1 protein-coding gene is annotated in these 22291 nt (G+C 53.9%); it reads left to right on the top strand.

All coding sequences use genetic code 11. The features are described from left to right. Positions 1-127 precede the first annotated feature (127 nt). The gene (locus MARGE09_RS01205) at positions 128-22261 is read left to right on the top strand and encodes an Ig-like domain-containing protein (protein WP_236985545.1); all 22134 of its coding nucleotides are present in this window, start codon (positions 128-130) and stop codon (positions 22259-22261) included. Positions 22262-22291: the final 30 nt, after the last annotated feature.

Genomic DNA, 22291 nt, shown 5'->3' on the forward strand with positions numbered 1-22291 from the left:
GCCATTCGCCATTTTCTATTCAAAAATATTGCTTCTTTGGTTGCAACTCTGAACTAGCCTACATAGGTAGGTGTAAGTTTATTTATGCGCCAGTCTGTTGTGGCTGGACTTAATCAGGGTTGCTGAAATGGCTGATACGAACGATCCCAAGAATAAAAAACAACAGCAGCAAGATGCGCTGGATCAGTTTATTGCTGAGGAGGACAAGCAAGGGGTAAACCTGGATGCCGAAGAGCGCGAAGCTGCCGATGCCGATGCCAGCGATGAAGGCGCCATTGCCGCCGGTAACCTAACCTATGGCGACCGCTTTGAGCGCGAGGCCGAAAGCGAGAGTAAGCGGGGCGGGGCAAGTACTGAAGACTTAGAGCAAACCGAGCGGGTTCGAAATAAGCCATCAAAATTTATTGAAGACGTAGAGAGCGACGACAATGCTGCGGCAGGCCGAGCTCAAGATTCAAATGAAACTTTAAGCGCCAGCGACATTCAGCAGCAAAACCTTCCGCGCGAAGAGGCGAATAGCGAGCCCGAAGTTAACAGTAATAATCGCCGCGCAGCGTCGCCAGCAAATAGTGAGGCGGAGCTCGATAATGGGCAGCCGCAAGCTAATCAAGCAACTGCCAACGAGAATATAGAAGAGGGCGAGCCAGAAACGCTCGATGGGGCTGATGACGGTAGCGCGGAAGAAGTAGCTCAGGATGACGAAAGTGAAGACGTAGCAGAGGGTGATGTAGCAGAAGATGATGTAGCAGAGGATGATGTAGCAGAGGATGAGCCAGAAGATGATCTAGATCCTACCGATCCTACCGATCCTACCGATCCTACCGATCCTACCGATCCTACCGATCCTACCGATCCTACCGATCCTACCGATCCTACCGATCCTACCGATCCTACCGATCCTACCGATCCTACCGATCCTACCGATCCTACCGATCCTACCGATCCTACCGATCCTACCGATCCTACCGATCCTACCGATCCTACCGATCCTACCGATCCTACAGATCCTACAGATCCTACAGATCCTACAGATCCTACAGATCCTACAGATCCTACAGATCCTACAGATCCTACAGATCCTACAGATCCTACAGATCCTACAGATCCTACAGATCCTACAGATCCTACAGATCCTACAGATCCTACAGATCCTACAGATCCTACAGATCCTACAGATCCTACAGATCCTACAGATCCTACAGATCCTACAGAAAATCGTCGTCCGCAAGCGAACGACGACAGCGGCGTTGCCACTGAAGACTCAGGCGCCGTCAGCTTTAATGTGCTCGCGAACGATGCCGATGCGGATGGCGATAGCGTATCGCTGGTTAGTGCAGAGGTTACCGGCGGCGCAGGCAGCGTAAGTATTGCCGATGGCCAAGTGATATTTAATCCCGACGAGAGCCACAACTATCTAGGCGAAGGTGAAACCGCCGATGTGACGGTCAGCTATACCGTGGAAGACCCTAGCGGCGAAACCAGTACCGCTGAGCTGACAATTACCGTCACGGGCACTAACGATACGCCCGAAGTTGTACTGAATAACCCCGTCAATATCGAAGAAGGCAGCGAAGCTGGCGCTATCATCGGCGATATTGCTGCTATTGACTCTGATTCAAACGATAGTCATAGCTATGAAATCATCGGAGAATCGCCCTTCGAAATTGTCGATGGCCAATTGGTCGTAGCCGAAGGTGCCGAGATAGACTACGAGGCAGGCTCCACGATTGATGTCGAAATCCAAGTTACTGATAGCAGCGGCGGCAGCTCGACCAAAACCTTCACCATTAATGTTGATGATGTGAATGAAGGCCCCGTAGCCCTTGAGGATGCTGGTGAAGCGCTTGAAGGCGCGGGCTCGGTTGTGTTTGATGTGGTCGGCAATGATACCGACCCCGATGGCGACGCTCTCACCTTAACTGAAGCCTCCGTTACCGATGGTGCCGGCAGCGTGAGTATTGTTGATGGCAAAGTCGTCTTTAACCCGGATGAATCCCATAACAATCTAGCCGAAGGTGAAACCGCCGAAGTCACCGTCAGCTACACCGTTACCGACGAACATGGCGAAACGAGCACGGCGGATCTCACGATTACCGTGACTGGTTCCAACGATGGCCCTGTTGCTGTGGCGGATACGGGCGCGGTGACTGAAGGCGATGGCGCCACTGTATTTGATGTGGTCGCGAACGACACCGACGCCGATGGCGATACGCTGACCTTAACCGAAGCTTCCGTTACCGACGGTGCAGGTTCAGTCTCGATTGTCGACGGCAAAGTCGTCTTCAATCCGGATGAATCTCATAACAACCTCGCTGAAGGCGAAACCGCGGACGTGACCGTCAGCTACACCGTGACTGACGAGCATGGCGAAACCAGTACGGCCGATCTCACGATTACCGTGACCGGCTCGAATGATGGTCCCGTTGCTGTTGCCGATACAGGGCCCGCACTTGAGGGCGCCGGATCAACGACGTTTGACGTAGTAGCTAACGATACCGATGCGGATGGCGACACTTTGTCACTCACTAGTGCTGAAGTGACCGACGGCGTCGGTTCAGTCTCAATCGTGGATGGCAAAGTCGTCTTTAACCCTGATGAATCCCATAACAACCTCGCTGAAGGCGAAACGGCCGAAGTGACCGTCAGCTACACCGTCACCGACGAACACGGCGAAACCAGCACTGCGGATCTCACCATTACCGTGACTGGCTCGAATGATGGTCCTGTTGCTGTGGAGGATACTGGCGCTGTTACAGAAGGCGATGGTGCAACGACCTTTGATGTAGTAGCCAACGATACCGATGTTGATGGCGATACGTTAAGCCTGACCAGCGCTGAAGTGACTGATGGTGCCGGCAGCGTGAGCATTGTCGATGGTAAAGTCGTTTTCAATCCCGACGAATCACACAACAACTTGGCCGAAGGTGAAACCGCTGAAGTGACCGTGAGCTATACCGTCACCGATGAGCACGGCGAAACGAGTACGGCTGACCTGACCATCACGGTAACCGGCTCCAACGATGGTCCCGTAGCCGTGGCCGATACGGGTGAAGTTACTGAAGGCGATGGCGCCACCGTATTTGATGTCGTCGCGAATGATACCGATGCGGATGGTGATGCATTAACGCTTACGGAAGCCTCAGTTACCGATGGCGCGGGTTCCGTCTCGATTGTCGATGGCAAAGTCGTCTTTAACCCCGACGAGTCTCACAACAATCTGGCCGAAGGCGAAACCGCCGAAGTCACCGTCAGCTACACCGTCACCGATGAACACGGTGAAACTAGCATCGCCGATCTCACCATTACTGTCACCGGTTCCAATGATGGCCCAGTGGCGGTGGCGGATGCCGGCAATGTGACCGAAGGCGATGGCGCCACTGTATTTGATGTGGTGGCGAATGATACTGACGCGGATGGCGACACGCTGACCTTAACCGAAGCTTCCGTTACCGATGGCGCCGGCAGCGTCAGCATTGTTGAGGGCAAAGTGGTTTTCAACCCAGACGAAAGCCACAACAATCTCGCCGAAGGCGAAACCGTCGAAGTTACGGTCAGCTACACCGTCACCGACGAACATGGCGAAACGAGCACGGCAGATCTGACGATTACCGTGACGGGCAGTAACGATGGTCCTGTCGCGGTAGCGGATACGGGCGCGGTAACTGAAGGCGATGGCGCCACTGTATTTGACGTCGTGGCTAACGATACTGATGCTGACGGCGACACATTAACTTTGACCGAAGCGTCTGTTACTGACGGCGCGGGCTCTGTCTCGATTGCCGACGGCAAGGTCGTCTTCAACCCTGACGAGAGCCACAACAATCTCGCCGAAGGCGAAACGGCGGAAGTCACCGTCAGCTACACCGTGACTGACGAACACGGCGAAACTAGTACGGCTGACCTGACCATCACGGTAACCGGCTCGAACGATGGGCCTGTGGCTGTCGCCGATACCGGCAATGTGACCGAAGGCGATGGCGCTACAGTATTTGATGTAGTAGCCAACGATACCGATGTAGATGGCGACACCCTAAGTTTGACTAGCGCTGAAGTGACAGATGGTGCGGGTTCAGTCTCGATTGTCGATGGCAAAGTCGTCTTCAACCCTGACGAGTCTCACAACAACCTCGCTGAGGGTGAAACCGCAGAAGTGACCGTGAGTTACACGGTCACCGACGAGCATGGCGAAACCAGCACGGCTGACCTGACCATCACGGTAACCGGTTCTAACGATGGTCCTGTCGCCTTAGCGGATACTGGCTCAGTGACTGAAGGCGACGGTTCGACGACATTTGATGTAGTAGCTAACGATACGGATGCCGATGGCGGCACTCTTTCACTCTCAAGTGCTGAAGTCACCGGTGGCGCCGGCTCAGTCTCAATTGTGGACGGCAAAGTCGTCTTCAATCCCGATGAATCGCATAACAACTTAGCCGAAGGTGAAACTGCCGACGTGACGGTCAGCTATACCGTTACCGACGAACACGGCGAAACGAGTACAGCGGATCTCACCATCACGGTAACCGGCTCCAACGATGGTCCCGTCGCAGTCGCGGATACCGGTGCCGTCACGGAAGGCGACGGATCAACGACGTTCGACGTAGTCGCCAACGATACCGACGTTGATGGCGACACACTTTCACTTACCAGCGCTGAAGTTACAGATGGCGCGGGTTCAGTCTCGATTGTTGATGGCAAGGTCGTCTTTAATCCCGATGAATCCCATAACAACCTCGCTGAAGGCGAAACCGCCGAAGTGACCGTGAGTTATACGGTCACCGACGAGCATGGCGAAACCAGTACGGCTGATTTAACCATTACCGTGACGGGCAGTAATGATGGCCCAGTCGCCGTAGCTGATACGGGAGCTTCACTTGAGGGTGCCGGTTCAACGACGTTCGACGTCGTAGCTAACGATACCGACGCTGATGGCGACACATTGTCACTCACCGGTGCTGATGTGACCGATGGCGCCGGTTCCGTCTCAATCGTAGACGGCAAAGTCGTCTTCAATCCCGACGAATCTCACAATAGCTTAGCCGAAGGTGAAACGGCGGAAGTTGTCGTTTCATACACCGTCACCGATGAACACGGCGAAACGAGTACGGCGGATTTAACGATTACCGTAATCGGCAGTAATGATGGTCCTGTCGCTGTATCGGATACTGGCAATGTGACCGAAGGCGACGGTTCGACGACGTTTGACGTTGTTAGCAACGACACCGATGCCGATGGCGATACGCTTTCTCTCACCAGTGCCGAAGTGACTGATGGCGCCGGCAGCGTGAGTATTGTTGATGGCAAAGTGGTTTTCAATCCCGATGAGTCCCATAACAACCTGGCGGAAGGCGAAACCACCGAAGTGACTGTCAGCTACACCGTGACTGACGAGCACGGCGAAACCAGCACCGCTGACTTAACGATTACCGTAACCGGCAGTAATGATGGTCCTGTCGCTGTATCGGATACTGGCAATGTGACCGAAGGCGACGGTTCGACGACGTTTGATGTTGTTAGCAATGATACTGATGTCGATGGCGACAGCTTAACGCTGACCGAAGCCGAAGTGACCGATGGCGCCGGCAGCGTGAGTATTGTTGATGGCAAAATCGTCTTCAATCCCGATGAATCGCATAACAACTTGGCGGAAGGCGAAACCGCTGATGTTGTCGTTTCTTATACTGTTACCGACGAATACGGCGAAACGAGCACCGCGGACTTAACCATTACCGTGACCGGTTCCAACGATGGCCCTGTGGCTGTGGCCGATACGGGTGAAGTTACCGAAGGTGATGGCTCGACGACGTTTGATGTCGTAGCTAACGATACGGATGTTGATGGCGATACTTTGTCACTCATCAGTGCTGAAGTCACCGACGGCGCGGGCTCTGTTTCGATAGTTGACGGCAAAGTCGTCTTCAATCCCGATGAGTCTCACAACAACCTAGCTGAAGGCGAAACCGCCGAAGTGACCGTGAGCTATACCGTTACGGACGAGCATGGCGAAACCAGTACCGCGGATCTCACGATTACCGTGACCGGTTCCAACGATGGCCCTGTGGCCGTGGCTGATACGGGCAATGTGACCGAAGGTGATGGCGCTACTGTATTTGATGTCGTAGCTAACGATACCGATGCGGATGGCGATACCTTAAGTTTGACCAGTGCCGAAGTCACCGATGGCGCAGGTTCAGTCTCAATCGTGGACGGCAACGTTGTCTTCAATCCCGATGAATCGCATAACAACTTAGCCGAAGGTGAAACCGCCGAAGTGACCGTCAGCTATACCGTGACTGATGAGCATGGCGAAACCAGTACGGCGGATTTAACGATTACCGTAACCGGTTCCAACGATGGTCCCGTAGCCGTGGCCGATACGGGTGAAGTGACCGAAGGCGACGGCGCTACTGTATTTGATGTAGTGGCTAACGATACCGACGCTGATGGCGATACCTTAAGTTTGACCAGTGCCGAAGTTACCGACGGCGCTGGCTCAGTCTCGATTGTGGATGGCAAGGTCGTCTTCAACCCAGACGAAAGCCACAACAACCTCGCTGAAGGTGAAACCGCCGAGGTGGCCGTCAGCTACACCGTCACCGATGAACACGGCGAAACGAGCACGGCGGATCTCACCATTACCGTGACCGGCTCGAACGATGGCCCAGTGGCCGTTGCTGATACTGGTACCGTGACTGAGGGAGACGGATCGACGACGTTCGATGTTATTAGCAACGATACCGATATCGATGGCGACACTTTGTCACTCACTAGTGCTGAAGTCACCGATGGCGCCGGCTCAGTCTCAATTGTTGACGGCAAAGTTGTCTTCAATCCCGATGAATCGCATAACAACCTAGCCGAAGGCGAAACCGCCGAAGTCAGGGTCAGCTACACCGTGACTGATGAGCATGGCGCAACGAGTACGGCTGATTTAACCATTACCGTGACAGGTTCCAATGATGGTCCTGTCGCTGTAGCGGATGCCGGCAATGTGACCGAAGGCGATGGATCAACGACGTTCGACGTAGTAGCCAACGATACCGACGCTGATGGCGACACATTAACGCTTACCGAGACCTCCGTGACTGATGGCGCAGGTTCTGTCTCAATTGTGGACGGCAAGGTCGTCTTTAATCCAGACGAAAGCCACAATAATCTGGCGGAAGGCGAAACGGCTGAAGTGACTGTGAGCTATACCGTTACGGATGAACACGGCGAAACCAGTACGGCCGACCTCACCATTACCGTGACCGGTTCCAACGATGGTCCCGTAGCCGTGGCCGATACGGGTGAAGTGACCGAAGGCGATGGTGCTACAACCTTTGATGTCGTCGCGAATGATACGGATACCGATGGCGATACGCTGACTTTGATCGAAGCCTTGGTTACCGATGGCGCCGGTTCCGTCTCAATCGTTGATGGCAAGGTAGTCTTTAATCCTGACGAATCCCATAACAACTTGGCGGAAGGCGAAACCGCTGAAGTGATCGTGAGCTACACCGTCACGGACGAGCATGGCGAAACCAGTACGGCTGACTTAACGATTACCGTAACCGGCAGTAATGATGGTCCTGTCGCTGTGGCGGATACCGGCTCAGTGACCGAAGGTGATGGTGCGACTACATTCGATGTTGTCGCCAATGACACTGACGCGGATGGTGATGTTCTCACTTTAACTAATGCTGAAGTGACCGACGGTGCAGGCTCTGTTTCAATCGTGGATGGCAAGGTCGTCTTCAACCCAGATGAATCTCACAATAACTTAGCCGAAGGCGAAACCGCGGAAGTCACCGTGAGCTACACCGTGACTGATGAACACGGCGAAACCAGTACCGCCGATCTCACCATAACCGTCACGGGTTCCAATGATGGGCCTGTGGCCGTAGCTGATACGGGAGCTGCACTTGAGGGTACCGGTTCAACGACATTCGACGTAGTGGCTAACGATACCGACGTAGATGGCGACAGCTTAACGCTGACCGAAGCCGAAGTCACCGATGGCGCCGGTTCCGTCTCAATCGTGGACGGCAAAGTCGTCTTCAATCCTGATGAATCCCATAACAACCTGGCCGAAGGTGAAACCGCCGAAGTGACGGTGAGTTACACGGTCACCGATGAGCACGGCGAAACCAGCACCGCGGATCTCACCATTACTGTCACCGGTTCCAATGATGGTCCAGTGGCCGTTGCGGATACCGGCAGCGTGACCGAAGGCGATGGTGCCACTGTATTTGATGTCGTCGCGAACGATACCGATGTAGATGGCGATACCTTAACGCTGACCGAAGCCTCCGTCACCGACGGCGCCGGCTCAGTTTCGATTGTGGACGGCAAGGTCGTTTTCAACCCCGATGAAAGCCATAACAACCTAGCTGAAGGCGAAACCGCGGAAGTTGTCGTTTCTTACACCGTCACCGATGAGCACGGCGAAACCAGCACTGCGGATCTCACCATTACCGTGACAGGTTCTAATGATGGTCCAGTGGCCGTTGCTGATACTAGCGCGGTTACCGAAGGCGACGGTGCAACGACCTTTGATGTACTCGCTAACGATACGGATGCCGATGGCGACACACTAACGCTTACCGAAGCGTCCGTTACCGATGGTGCCGGCAGCGTGAGCATTGTTGATGGCAAAGTTGTTTTCAATCCTGACGAATCTCACAACAACTTGGCCGAAGGTGAAACCGCGGAAGTCACCGTGAGCTATACCGTCACCGACGAGCATGGCGAAACCAGTACGGCTGATCTCACGATTACCGTGACCGGTTCCAACGATGGCCCTGTTGCAGTGGCGGATACCGGTGCGGTCACCGAAGGTGATGGCGCTACGACCTTTGATGTAGTGGCTAACGATGCCGATGTGGATGGCGACACCTTGTCACTCACCAGTGCCGAAGTTACCGATGGCGCCGGCTCTGTTTCGATAGTCGATGGAAAAGTCGTCTTCAACCCCGATGAAAGTCACAACAATCTAGCCGAAGGCGAAACCGCCGATGTGACCGTGAGCTATACCGTCACCGATGAGCACGGCGAAACCAGTATGGCGGACTTAACAATCACCGTAACCGGCTCCAACGATGGCCCCGTAGCCGTTGCGGATACCGGCGCGGTGACCGAAGGTGATGGATCGACGACGTTCGATGTTGTTAGCAACGACACCGATGCCGATGGCGACACGCTCACCTTAACCGAAGCCTCCGTCACTGACGGTGCAGGTTCGGTTTCCATTGTTGATGGCAAGGTCGTTTTCAATCCCGATGAAAGCCATAACAACTTAGCGGAAGGCGAAACGGCTGAAGTGACCGTCAGTTACACGGTCACCGACGAGCACGGCGAGACCAGCACCGCTGATTTAACCATTACCGTGACTGGCTCGAACGATGGCCCAGTGGCCGTTGCTGATACGGGTGAAGTTACCGAAGGTGATGGTGCCACCGTATTTGATGTAGTCGCCAACGATACCGATGCGGATGGCGACACACTAACGCTCACCGAAGCGTCCGTTACAGATGGTGCCGGCTCCATCTCAATCGTAGATGGCAAAGTCGTCTTCAACCCTGACGAAAGCCACAACAACCTAGCTGAAGGCGAAACCGCTGAAGTGACGGTGAGCTACACGGTCACTGATGAGCACGGCGGAACCAGCACCGCGGATCTCACCATTACTGTCACCGGTTCCAATGATGGTCCCGTAGCAGTGGCCGATACGGGTGAAGTCACTGAAGGCGACGGCGCAACCGTATTTGATGTCGTTGCGAATGATACCGACGCTGATGGCGATACATTAAGTTTAACTAGCGCTGAAGTGACCGATGGCGCCGGCTCTGTCTCGATTGTCGATGGCAAAGTCGTCTTCAACCCGGATGAATCCCATAACAACCTGGCCGAAGGCGAAACGGCTGAAGTCACCGTGAGCTACACCGTCACTGACGAACATGGCGAAACCAGTACGGCGGATCTCACCATAACCGTGACCGGTTCCAACGATGGCCCTGTGGCAGTGGCGGATACCGGCGAAGTCAGCGAAGGTGATGGCGCCACCGTGTTTGATGTGGTGGCTAACGATACTGATGCCGATGGCGATACCTTAAGTTTGACCCGTGCGGACGTCACCGATGGCGCGGGCAGCGTGAGTATTGTTGATGGTAAGGTCGTCTTCAACCCCGATGAATCCCATAACAACCTCGCCGAAGGGGAAGCGGCGGAAGTGACTGTGAGCTACACCGTCACCGATGAACACGGCGAAACCAGCACCGCTGACTTAACGATTACCGTGACCGGCAGTAATGATGGCCCTGTCGCTGTGGCCGATACCGGCGAAGTCACCGAAGGCGATGGCGCCACTGTCTTTGATGTGGTGGCTAACGATACTGATGCCGATGGCGATACCTTAAGTTTGACCAGCGCGGACGTCACCGGTGGCGCAGGCAGCGTCAGCATTGTCGATGGCAAAGTCGTCTTCAACCCCGACGAAAGCCATAACAACCTGGCCGAAGGCGAAACCGCGGAAGTCACGGTCAGCTACACGGTGACCGACGAGCACGGCGAAACCAGTACGGCTGACTTAACGATTACCGTGACGGGCAGCAACGATGGCCCTGTGGCGGTTGCCGATACGGGTGATGTGACTGAAGGCGATGGCGCCACCGTCTTTGATGTGGTGGCTAACGATACCGACGTCGATGGTGATACTTTAAGTTTGACGAGTGCAGAAGTCACTGATGGCGCAGGCAGCGTCAGCATCGTCGATGGCAAAGTCGTTTTCAATCCCGATGAGTCTCACAACAACCTAGCCGAAGGTGAAACGGCGGAAGTGACAGTCAGTTACACAGTGACTGACGAGCATGGCGAAACGAGTACGGCCGATCTCACCATTACCGTGACGGGCAGTAATGACGGTCCTGTCGCTGTAGCCGATACTGGCGCGGTGACCGAAGGCGATGGCGCCACCGTATTTGATGTCGTGGCTAATGATACGGATGTGGATGGCGACACACTTTCACTTACCAGCGCTGAAGTTACCGACGGCGCTGGCAGCGTGAGCGTTGTTGACGGCCAGGTCGTCTTCAATCCTGACGAATCTCACAACAACCTCGCCGAAGGGGAAACGGCGGAAGTCACGGTCAGCTATACCGTTACGGACGAGCATGGCGAAACCAGTACCGCGGATCTCACGATTACCGTGACCGGTTCCAACGATGGCCCTGTGGCCGTGGCTGATACGGGCAATGTGACCGAAGGTGATGGCGCTACTGTATTTGATGTCGTAGCTAACGATACCGATGCGGATGGCGATACCTTAAGTTTGACCAGTGCCGAAGTCACCGATGGCGCAGGCTCAGTCTCAATCGTGGACGGCAAAGTCGTCTTCAACGCCGACGAAAGCCACAACAATCTCGCTGAAGGCGAAACCGCGGACGTGACCGTTAGCTACACCGTGACTGACGAGCACGGCGAAACCAGTACGGCGGATCTCACGATTACCGTCACCGGTTCCAACGATGGTCCTGTAGCCATAGCCGATACGGGTGAAGCGACCGAAGGTGATGGCTCGACGACGTTCGACGTAGTTGCCAACGATACCGATGCGGATGGCGACGCACTAAGTTTGACTAGTGCCGAAGTCACCGATGGTGTCGGTTCCGTCGCAATCGTTGACGGCAAAGTCGTCTTTAACCCTGATGAATCTCACAACAACTTAGCCGAAGGCGAAACCGCTGAAGTGACCGTGAGCTATACCCTTACGGATGAACACGGCGAAACCAGCACCGCTGACTTAACGATTACCGTGACGGGCAGTAATGATGGTCCTGTCGCCGTAGCTGATACGGGAGCTGCACTTGAGGGTGCCGGTTCAGCGACGTTCGATGTAGTAGCCAACGATATCGACGTAGATGGCGACAGCTTAACGCTGACCGAAGCCGAAGTGACCGACGGCGCCGGTTCAGTCTCAATCGTGGACGGCAAAGTCGTCTTTAACCCCGACGAGTCTCACAACAATCTAGCCGAAGGCGAAACCGCGGAAGTGACAGTGAGCTACACCGTCACCGATGAGCACGGCGAAAACAGTACGGCTGACCTGACTATCACGGTAACCGGCTCGAATGATGGCCCTGTTGCAGTGGCCGATACTGGCGCGGTGACTGAAGGTGCCGGTTCAACGACCTTCGATGTGGTCGCTAACGATACGGATGCGGATGGCGATGCATTAACGCTGACCGAAGCTGAAGTGACTGATGGTGCCGGCAGCGTGAGCATTGTCGATGGTAAAGTCGTTTTCAATCCCGACGAATCCCACAACAACTTGGCGGAAGGTGAAACGGCTGAAGTTGTCGTTTCTTACACTGTCACCGATGGACATGGCGAAACCAGTACCGCTGATTTAACGATTACCGTGACGGGCTCGAATGATGGTCCTGTTGCGGTTGCGGATACCGGTGCGGTCACTGAAGGTGATGGCGCTAAAACTTTTGATGTCGTTGCGAATGATACTGATGCGGATGGCGATACACTGACCTTAACCGAAGCTTCCGTTACCGACGGTGCTGGCTCCGTCTCAATCGTAGATGGCAAGGTCGTCTTTAGCCCTGATGAGTCGCATAACAACTTGGCGGAAGGCGAAACCGCGAACGTGACCGTCAGCTACACGGTCACCGACGAACATGGCGAAACGAGCACGGCGGATCTCACCATTACGGTGACCGGTAGTAATGATGGCCCTGTTGCTGTAGCGGATACCGGCGCTGTTACCGAAGGTAATGGATCAACGACGTTTGATGTTATTAGCAACGATACTGATGTCGATGGCGATACCTTAACGCTTACCGAGGCCTCCGTGACTGATGGTGCCGGCTCCGTGTCAATTGTTGACGGCAAGGTCGTTTTCAATCCAGACGAATTCCACAACAATCTGGCCGAGGGCGAAACGGCTGAAGTAACGGTGAGTTACACGGTTACCGACGAGCACGGTGAAACCAGTACCGCCGATCTCACCATAACCGTCACGGGTTCCAATGATGGGCCTGTGGCCGTAGCGGATACTGGCGCCGTAACTGAAGGCGATGGTTCGACGACGTTCGACGTAGTCGCCAACGATACCGATGCCGATGGCGATACGCTTTCTCTCACCAGTGCCGAAGTGACTGATGGCGCGGGCAGCGTAAGCATTGTCGACGGCAAAGTCGTTTTCAACCCCGATGAATCCCATAACAACCTCGCTGAAGGCGAAACCGCCGAAGTGACCGTGAGTTATACGGTCACCGACGAGCATGGCGAAACCAGTACGGCCGATCTCACGATTACCGTGACGGGGTCCAATGATGGTCCCGTGGCCGTAGCTGATACGGGAGCTGCCCTAGAGGGTGCCGGTTCAACGACGTTTGATGTCGTGGCTAATGATACGGATGTCGATGGCGACACCTTAAGTTTGACCAGCGCCGAAGTCACCGATGGTGCCGGCTCCGTCTCAATCGTAGATGGCAAAGTCGTCTTCAACCCTGATGAATCCCATAACAACCTAGCCGAAGGCGAAACCACCGATGTGGTCGTGTCCTACACCGTCACCGACGAACACGGCGAAACCAGCACGGCTGATCTCACGATTACCGTGACCGGCTCAAACGATGGTCCCGTTGCGGTTGTGGATACCGGTGCGGTCACCGAAGGTGATGACGCTACAACCTTTGATGTTGTGGCGAACGATACCGATGTAGATGGCGACACACTCACCTTAACCGAAGCCACGGTGACCGGCGGCGCGGGCAGTGTAAGCATCGTCGATGGCAAAGTCGTCTTCAACCCTGACGAATCTCACAACAACCTCGCTGAAGGTGAAACCGCCGAAGTGACCGTCAGCTACACCGTTACCGACGAACACGGCGAAACCAGTACTGCGGACTTAACAATCACCGTGACCGGGTCGAATGATGGCCCTGTGGCTGTTGCCGATACTGGGGCCGTGACGGAGGGCGATGGCGCTACTGTATTTGATGTGGTGGCCAACGATACCGACGTAGATGGCGACACACTTTCACTGACCAGCGCTGAAGTCACTGATGGCGCCGGCAGCGTGAGTATTGTTGATGGCAAGGTCGTCTTCAACCCCGATGAATCCCATAACAACCTCGCTGAAGGCGAAACCGCGGATGTGACGGTAAGCTACACCGTGACCGACGAGCACGGCGAAACCAGCACCGCGGATCTCACCATTACCGTGACCGGTTCCAACGATGGTCCGGTAGCCGTGGCCGATACGGGTGAAGTGACCGAAGGCGATGGTGCGACTGCGTTTGATGTCGTGGCTAACGATACCGATGCGGATGGCGACACGCTCTCACTGACCAGTGCCGAAGTGACCGACGGCGCCGGTTCCGTATCAATCGTCGATGGCAAAGTCGTCTTCAACCCCGACGAATCCCATAACAATCTGGCCGAAGGTGAAACCGCGGAAGTGACGGTCAGCTACACCGTCACTGATGAGCACGGTGAAACCAGTACGGCCGATCTCACCATTACCGTAACCGGCTCCAACGATGGTCCCGTAGCCGTGGCCGATACGGGTGAAGTTACCGAAGGCGACGGCGCTACTGTATTTGATGTAGTAGCGAATGATACTGATGCGGATGGCGATACGCTCAGTTTAACCAGCGCCGAAGTCACCGATGGCGTCGGTTCAGCCTCAATTGTCGATGGCAAAGTCGTTTTCAACCCAGACGAAAGCCATAACAATTTGGCGGAAGGTGAAACCGCTGAAGTGACCGTGAGCTACACCGTCACCGACGAGCACGGCGAAACCAGCACCGCTGACTTAACGATTACCGTCACCGGCAGTAATGATGGTCCTGTTGCTGTGGCTGATACTGGCAGCGTGACAGAAGGCGATGGATCGACGACGTTTGATGTTATTAGCAACGATACTGATGTCGATGGCGACAGCTTAACGCTGACCGAAGCTGAAGTGACCGATGGTGCCGGCAGCGTGAGCATTGTCGATGGCAAAGTCGTTTTCAACCCTGATGAGTCCCATAACAATCTAGCCGAAGGCGAAACGGCTGAAGTGACCGTGAGTTATACGGTCACCGACGAACACGGCGAAAACAGTACGGCTGACCTGACTATCACGGTAACCGGCTCGAATGATGGCCCTGTTGCAGTGGCCGATACTGGCGCGGTGACTGAAGGTGCCGGTTCAACGACCTTCGATGTGGTCGCTAACGATACGGATGCGGATGGCGATGCATTAACGCTGACCGAAGCCGAAGTGACCGATGGCGCCGGCAGCGTGAGTATTGTTGATGGCAAGGTCGTCTTCAATCCGGATGAAAGCCATAACAACTTGGCGGAAGGTGAAACGGCTGATGTTGTCGTTTCTTATACCGTCACTGATGAGCATGGTGAAACCAGTACGGCGGATCTCACGATTACCGTGACGGGCAGCAACGATGGCCCTGTCGCTGTGGCCGATACGGGTGAAGCTACCGAAGGCGATGGCGCCACTGTATTTGACGTAGTAGCGAATGACACCGATGCGGATGGCGATACCTTAAGTTTGACCAGTGCCGAAGTGACCGACGGCGCCGGCTCAGTTTCGATTGTGGATGGCAAAGTCGTCTTCAATCCGGATGAATCCCACAACAACCTGGCGGAAGGTGAAACCGCAGAGGTTACCGTCAGCTACACCGTGACTGACGAGCATGGCGAAACCAGTACGGCGGATCTCACCATAACCGTGACCGGTTCCAACGATGGCCCTGTGGCAGTGGCGGATACCGGCGAAGTCAGCGAAGGTGATGGCGCCACCGTGTTTGATGTGGTGGCTAACGATACTGATGCCGATGGCGATACCTTAAGTTTGACCCGTGCGGACGTCACCGATGGCGCAGGCAGCGTCAGCATCGTCGATGGCAAAGTCGTTTTCAATCCCGATGAGTCTCACAACAACCTAGCCGAAGGTGAAACGGCGGAAGTGACAGTCAGTTACACAGTGACTGACGAGCATGGCGAAACGAGTACGGCCGATCTCACCATTACCGTGACGGGCAGTAATGACGGTCCTGTCGCTGTAGCCGATACTGGCGCGGTGACCGAAGGCGATGGCGCCACCGTATTTGATGTCGTGGCTAATGATACGGATGTGGATGGCGACACACTTTCACTTACCAGCGCTGAAGTTACCGACGGCGCTGGCAGCGTGAGCGTTGTTGACGGCCAGGTCGTCTTCAATCCTGACGAATCTCACAACAACCTCGCCGAAGGGGAAACGGCGGAAGTCACGGTCAGCTACACCGTTACGGATGAGCATGGCGAAACGAGTACGGCCGATCTCACCATTACCGTGACCGGCTCCAATGATGGCCCTGTGGCTGTGGCCGATACGGGTGAAGTTACCGAAGGTGATGGCTCGACGACGTTTGATGTCGTAGCTAACGATACGGATGCCGATGGCGACACATTGTCACTCGCCAGTGCGGAAGTGACTGATGGCGCCGGCAGTGTGAGCATTGTTGATGGCAAAGTCGTTTTCAACCCAGACGAAAGCCACAATAACTTGGCGGAAGGCGAAACCGTTGAAGTGACGGTGAGCTACACCGTGACTGATGAGCATGGCGAAACCAGCACCGCTGATTTAACCATTACCGTGACGGGCAGCAATGATGGTCCTGTCGCTATAGCGGATACCGGCGCTGTGACCGAAGGCGACGGTTCGACGACGTTTGACGTTGTTGGCAACGACACCGATGCCGATGGCGACACGCTGAGCTTAACCGAAGCGTCTGTTACTGATGGCGCCGGCAGCGTGAGTATTGTTGATGGCAAAGTGGTTTTCAATCCCGATGAATCCCACAACAACCTCGCTGAAGGTGAAACCGCTGAAGTGACCGTGAGCTACACCGTCACCGACGAACACGGCGAAACCAGTACGGCTGATCTCACGATTACCGTGACCGGTTCCAACGATGGCCCTGTTGCAGTGGCGGATACCGGTGCGGTCACCGAAGGTGATGGCGCTACGACCTTTGATGTAGTGGCTAACGATGCCGATGTGGATGGCGACACCTTGTCACTCACCAGTGCCGAAGTTACCGATGGCGCCGGCTCTGTTTCGATAGTCGATGGAAAAGTCGTCTTCAACCCCGATGAAAGTCACAACAATCTAGCCGAAGGCGAAACCGCCGATGTGACCGTGAGCTATACCGTCACCGATGAGCACGGCGAAACCAGTATGGCGGACTTAACAATCACCGTAACCGGCTCCAACGATGGCCCCGTAGCCGTTGCGGATACCGGCGCGGTGACCGAAGGTGATGGATCGACGACGTTCGATGTTGTTAGCAACGACACCGATGCCGATGGCGACACGCTCACCTTAACCGAAGCCTCCGTCACTGACGGTGCAGGTTCGGTTTCCATTGTTGATGGCAAGGTCGTTTTCAATCCCGATGAAAGCCATAACAACTTAGCGGAAGGCGAAACGGCTGAAGTGACTGTGAGCTATACCGTTACGGATGAACACGGTGAAACCAGTACGGCCGATCTCACCATTACCGTGACCGGCTCCAACGATGGCCCTGTGGCTGTGGCCGATACGGGTGAAGTCACTGAAGGCGATGGCGCTACAGTATTTGATGTGGTGGCTAACGATACCGACGTAGATGGCGACACGCTGACCTTAACCGAAGCGTCTGTTACCGACGGCGCAGGCTCGGTCTCAATCGTGGACGGCAAAGTCGTCTTCAACCCCGATGAATCTCATAACAACCTCGCCGAAGGCGAAACTGCGGATGTGACCGTTAGCTACACCGTCACCGATGAGCACGGCGAAACCAGCACAGCCGATTTAACCATCACCGTAACCGGCTCCAACGATGCCCCCGATGTCACCCTAAATGGTAATACCATTGATGAAAATGCTTCCGGTGGCACTATCGTCGGGGATCTTGCGGCGATTGATCCCGATTCTAGCAATAGCCATAGCTATTCTATTGCCGATGAAAATAGCCCATTTGAAATCATTGGTGGCCAGTTAGTGGTTAAAGATGGCGCAGACTTAAATTATGAAGACAACACATCTGTTCATGTCGATATCACGGTAACCGACTCTGATAATGGCAGCACAACCAAAACCTTCACTATCGAACTTAACGATGTACAGGCAAATGCGCCAGCGCTTAACGTATCGACCGACGCTAGCATTATCACAGAGCTAAATGGCGATACGCCAATTGGTGATTGGCAAACAGATAACGCCAACAACTATGTTGAAAATCATAACCCAGATCATGTGTATACCGGTTTTGATGATGGCCGTGGCGATGTGATTGAGTTGGAGGCGAATCACGGTGATGAGTCTAATTTATACCAAGATTTGAATATTCAGGCCGGTGAAACCGTTGAGGTGAGTTTTGACTATTCTGCGCGGCTAAACAGCGAAGGTGCCGATAGCCAAATCGACGTATATTTTGAAGGTGAACTGATTGATTCAATTTCAGCTGATGAAGTCGGTTGGGAAAGCTTCAGTTATCAACTCACGGCCACTACCGATAACCCGCGCTTAGAGTTTGATGCCCCTGATGACAATTCGGTGGGTGGCGTACTTGACCTTGTAAAAGTGGAGCAAATTCATTTAGAAGATGAGCCGGTAGGGCTAAACCTAGATGTATCCATAGTTGATGAAAATGGCAATGAAGTAATTAGCGAAATACGCATTGGCGACATACCGGCAGGCGCAGTATTAACCGACGGGCAAAATACGTTTACTGCTGATGAAAATAGCAATAGCGCGGATGTGACCGGCTGGGACTTAGACAGCTTGAGCTTCCAAGGCGCTGAAAACTTCAATGGCGAAGTTAACCTAACCGTGTCGGCAACGAGTAGAGAAGGTGATAACGGCGATACTGCAACGTCTACAGCGCCGCTGAATTTTACCGTTACACCGGTTAATGACCCAGTCGTCATCGACGCCGACAGCGCTCTTGAATTCTCCACCGGTGAAGATACCGCAGTATTGATAACAGAAGCGGCGTTGCTGGCCAATGCGAGCGATGCTGACGGTGATGACCTGAGCGTAGAAAACCTAACGGTCGATAACGCAACGGTGACGGTCGTAATTGACCCTGCAACGGGTGAGCGCAGCTTTAGGGTCACCCCAGATCAAGATTTCCATGGTGAGCTTGAGCTCGATTTTAATGTGAGCGATGGCAATGGCAGTATTGTTAGTAGTGGTGCTTCATTAACGGTCACCTCCGATAACGAAGCGCCTGATGCGCAAGCCGACGCAGGCAATGCACTCGAAGGGAGCGGTGCCGTGGCGTTTGATGTGCTCGCTAACGATACCGATACCGATGGTGATAGCCTCAGCCTAACGGAAGCACAAATCACTGATGGCGCTGGCAGCGTAAGCATTGTTGATGGCAAAGTCGTGTTTAATCCAGACGAAAGCCATAATCACTTGGCCGAAGGCGAAACCGCTGAAGTCACGGTGAGTTATACAACCGAAGACCCTGATGGCGAGCAGAGCACCGCTGAGCTGACCATCACGGTCACCGGTACTAATGATGCACCACTTGAGATTCAACTGAGTGACAGCAATGTAGATCAGAACAATTACCAAGGTGCAGTGGTTGGCGACCTTTCGACCTTAGACCCCGATACGAGCGATACCCATCAGTACCAGATTCTCACCGAGAACGAAACCGCTGCCGTCAGCGAAGCGTTGCATGACGACCCCGATGGCGCATTTTCTGCCAGTTATAACGGCGCTGACGATACGCCGCTCAGCCTAGCGGCTGTTGGTCGCCTCGAAAGCCAATGGGGTAGCGATACGCATACGGTTTGGCGTATTCGTAATACCACCGACGAAACACAAAGCGTCGGTTTAAGAGATGAGGTGACTGGTGATATTGAGTACTACCAAGCGCCGCCCAATAGCGACCTGTTTGTTGCCGATGAAGTGCACTTTGAAATGGTCTTCTCGAACATACGTATCGGCTCAAATGAGCACTCGTTAGTTCAAAATGCAGAGGTTGTTGATTCTAGCCACAGCGCTTGGAATGACTTTATTGACCAACAAACCGTCGTTGTGAGTGAGATTGAATCGCCCTTTGTTATTGAAAATGATCAGCTAGTCGTAAAAGATGATGCGGATATCGGCGACGCCACGAGTATTGACGTAGAAATACTCAGTACCGATCCGCAAGGTGCCAGCACAGTACGAACGTTTACTGTGAACTTCTCGGAAGAGGAAAATACTGCCCCAGTTGCAAACGATGATGCCGGCAGCGCCCTTGAAGGGAGTGGTGCAGTGGCCTTTGATGTTATGGCCAACGACACCGACGCCGAGGGCGACACATTGAGCTTAACAGCCGCAGAAGTTAGCGACGGTGCAGGCAGCGTGAGTATTGTTGATGGCAAAGTCGTTTTCAACCCCGACGAATCCCATAACAACCTCGCCGAAGGCGAAACCGCCGAAGTCACAGTCACTTACACCGTCACCGACGAACAAGGCGAAACCAGTACTGCAGATCTTACGATTACGGTGACCGGCAGCAATGATGCGCCGGATGTTTCGCTGAGCAGTAATAGTGTTGATGAAAATGCAGAAGGTGGAACTATCGTCGGCGATCTTGCAGCGATAGATCCTGATTCTAGTGATACCCATAGCTATCAAATTGCAGACCAAAACAGCCCATTCGAGATTGTGAATGGTCAGTTAGTCGTTAAAGACGACGCCGATATTGATTACGAGCAAACCCAAACCCTCGACGTAGAGGTTGTAGTCACCGATAGCAGTGGCGGCGCCACGACTAAAACCTTCACTATTAACGTTAATGATATTGATGAGCAAAGCTCAGGTGGCGTTACCACTGATGGCACCAATCATAACGATGACATTACCGGCACCGACTACAACGACAATTTGTCGGGCGGCAATGGCAAAGACACCATCTATGGCGAAGGCGGCGATGACATTATCGACGGTGGCAATGCCGATGATGAACTGCACGGCGGCAGCGGTAACGACACAATTACAGGCGGCAACGGCAAAGACGACATCTACGGTGGTGATGGCAACGACACTATTGATAGTGGCAATGGCGACGATTACATCGAGGGCGGGGACGGTAACGACACCATTACCGCAGGCAACGGCAAAGACGAAATTTACGGTGGTGATGGCGACGATAATATTGATGGCGGCCTCGGTAAAGACACCATCGATGGCGGCGCCGGTAACGATACCATTCGCGGTGATGGCGGTAACGATACCCTTGAAGGCGGCGACGGCGACGATACCTTTACGTACCACGGCGCCGATGGCACCGATACGGTGGATGGCGGCGACGGAACAGACACCATCGACCTAAGAGATGTAAGCCGAGTCACATCAGCAGATGATTTCACGGTAAACCTTTCGCAAGGCTCGGTCATTTCGACCAGCAATGGCGAAATAGTATTAAGCGATGACGCCGTCGGTGAAATTCGCTTAGACGAAGGCACCCGCATCAATATCGATAATATCGAGCGTATTGTTTGGAATGATGAAAACGCAGAAGGTGGCGCGAATGCAGATTTAATTGGAGCAGATCTCGATGTATTTGGTGATGGCGAAGACGAGGATGATAACAATGGCGCCTTACTGGATGTAGAAGTTGACGTTGGCAATAACGAGGATGGGGATAATGTTGATGTCAATGTTGATATTTTAGGTGGCGACGACCTGGGTGGCCAAGATGACCTTTTAGACCTAGACCCCAATGTATTAGGTGGCGATGAAGATGCGGATGATGGCGGTAGCGTAATAGACGTTGATGCCGATGTTGCAAATCAAAATAATGGGTCTGGCTCTGAACAAGGAGACAGTAACGACAACGGTGATAGTGACGATAACGGAAGTAGTAATGACAATGGAAGGAGTAACGATAACGGAAGGAGTAATGGCAATGGAAACAGCAGTGATACAGGCGATAGCGATGATGGCAATGTGGGTATCGCCGCGCAGCGAAAAGGGGGCCAGCCAGACGAAGAGCAAGCACTTGATGGCAGCAGTTCGGGCAATAGTTGGCTAGATGAGGTTGACGAAGAGGCCGACGACGAATTTAGCAACGACGATGGTGTAAGTTGGGTTGAGGCAACAAGTGATGATTCCGGCTCGGGAGGAAGAAGCGGGCAGCAGGACGACGATGAATTCGACCTGGATGATAATGATGGCTTCTTAAATAATGACGATCTTGATGATTATGGTGATGATCAGTTTCTCTAGGCCGTTGGCGAGTGAATAAGGACGTTTTGA

This window comes from Marinagarivorans cellulosilyticus, from assembly GCF_021655555.1.
Lineage (GTDB): Bacteria > Pseudomonadota > Gammaproteobacteria > Pseudomonadales > Cellvibrionaceae > Marinagarivorans > Marinagarivorans cellulosilyticus.

What these genes read in the sequence shown, in the direction of transcription:
- MARGE09_RS01205 (WP_236985545.1), top strand. Translation starts at nt 128, where the DNA reads ATGGCTGATACGAACGATCCCAAGAATAAAAAACAACAGCAGCAAGAT.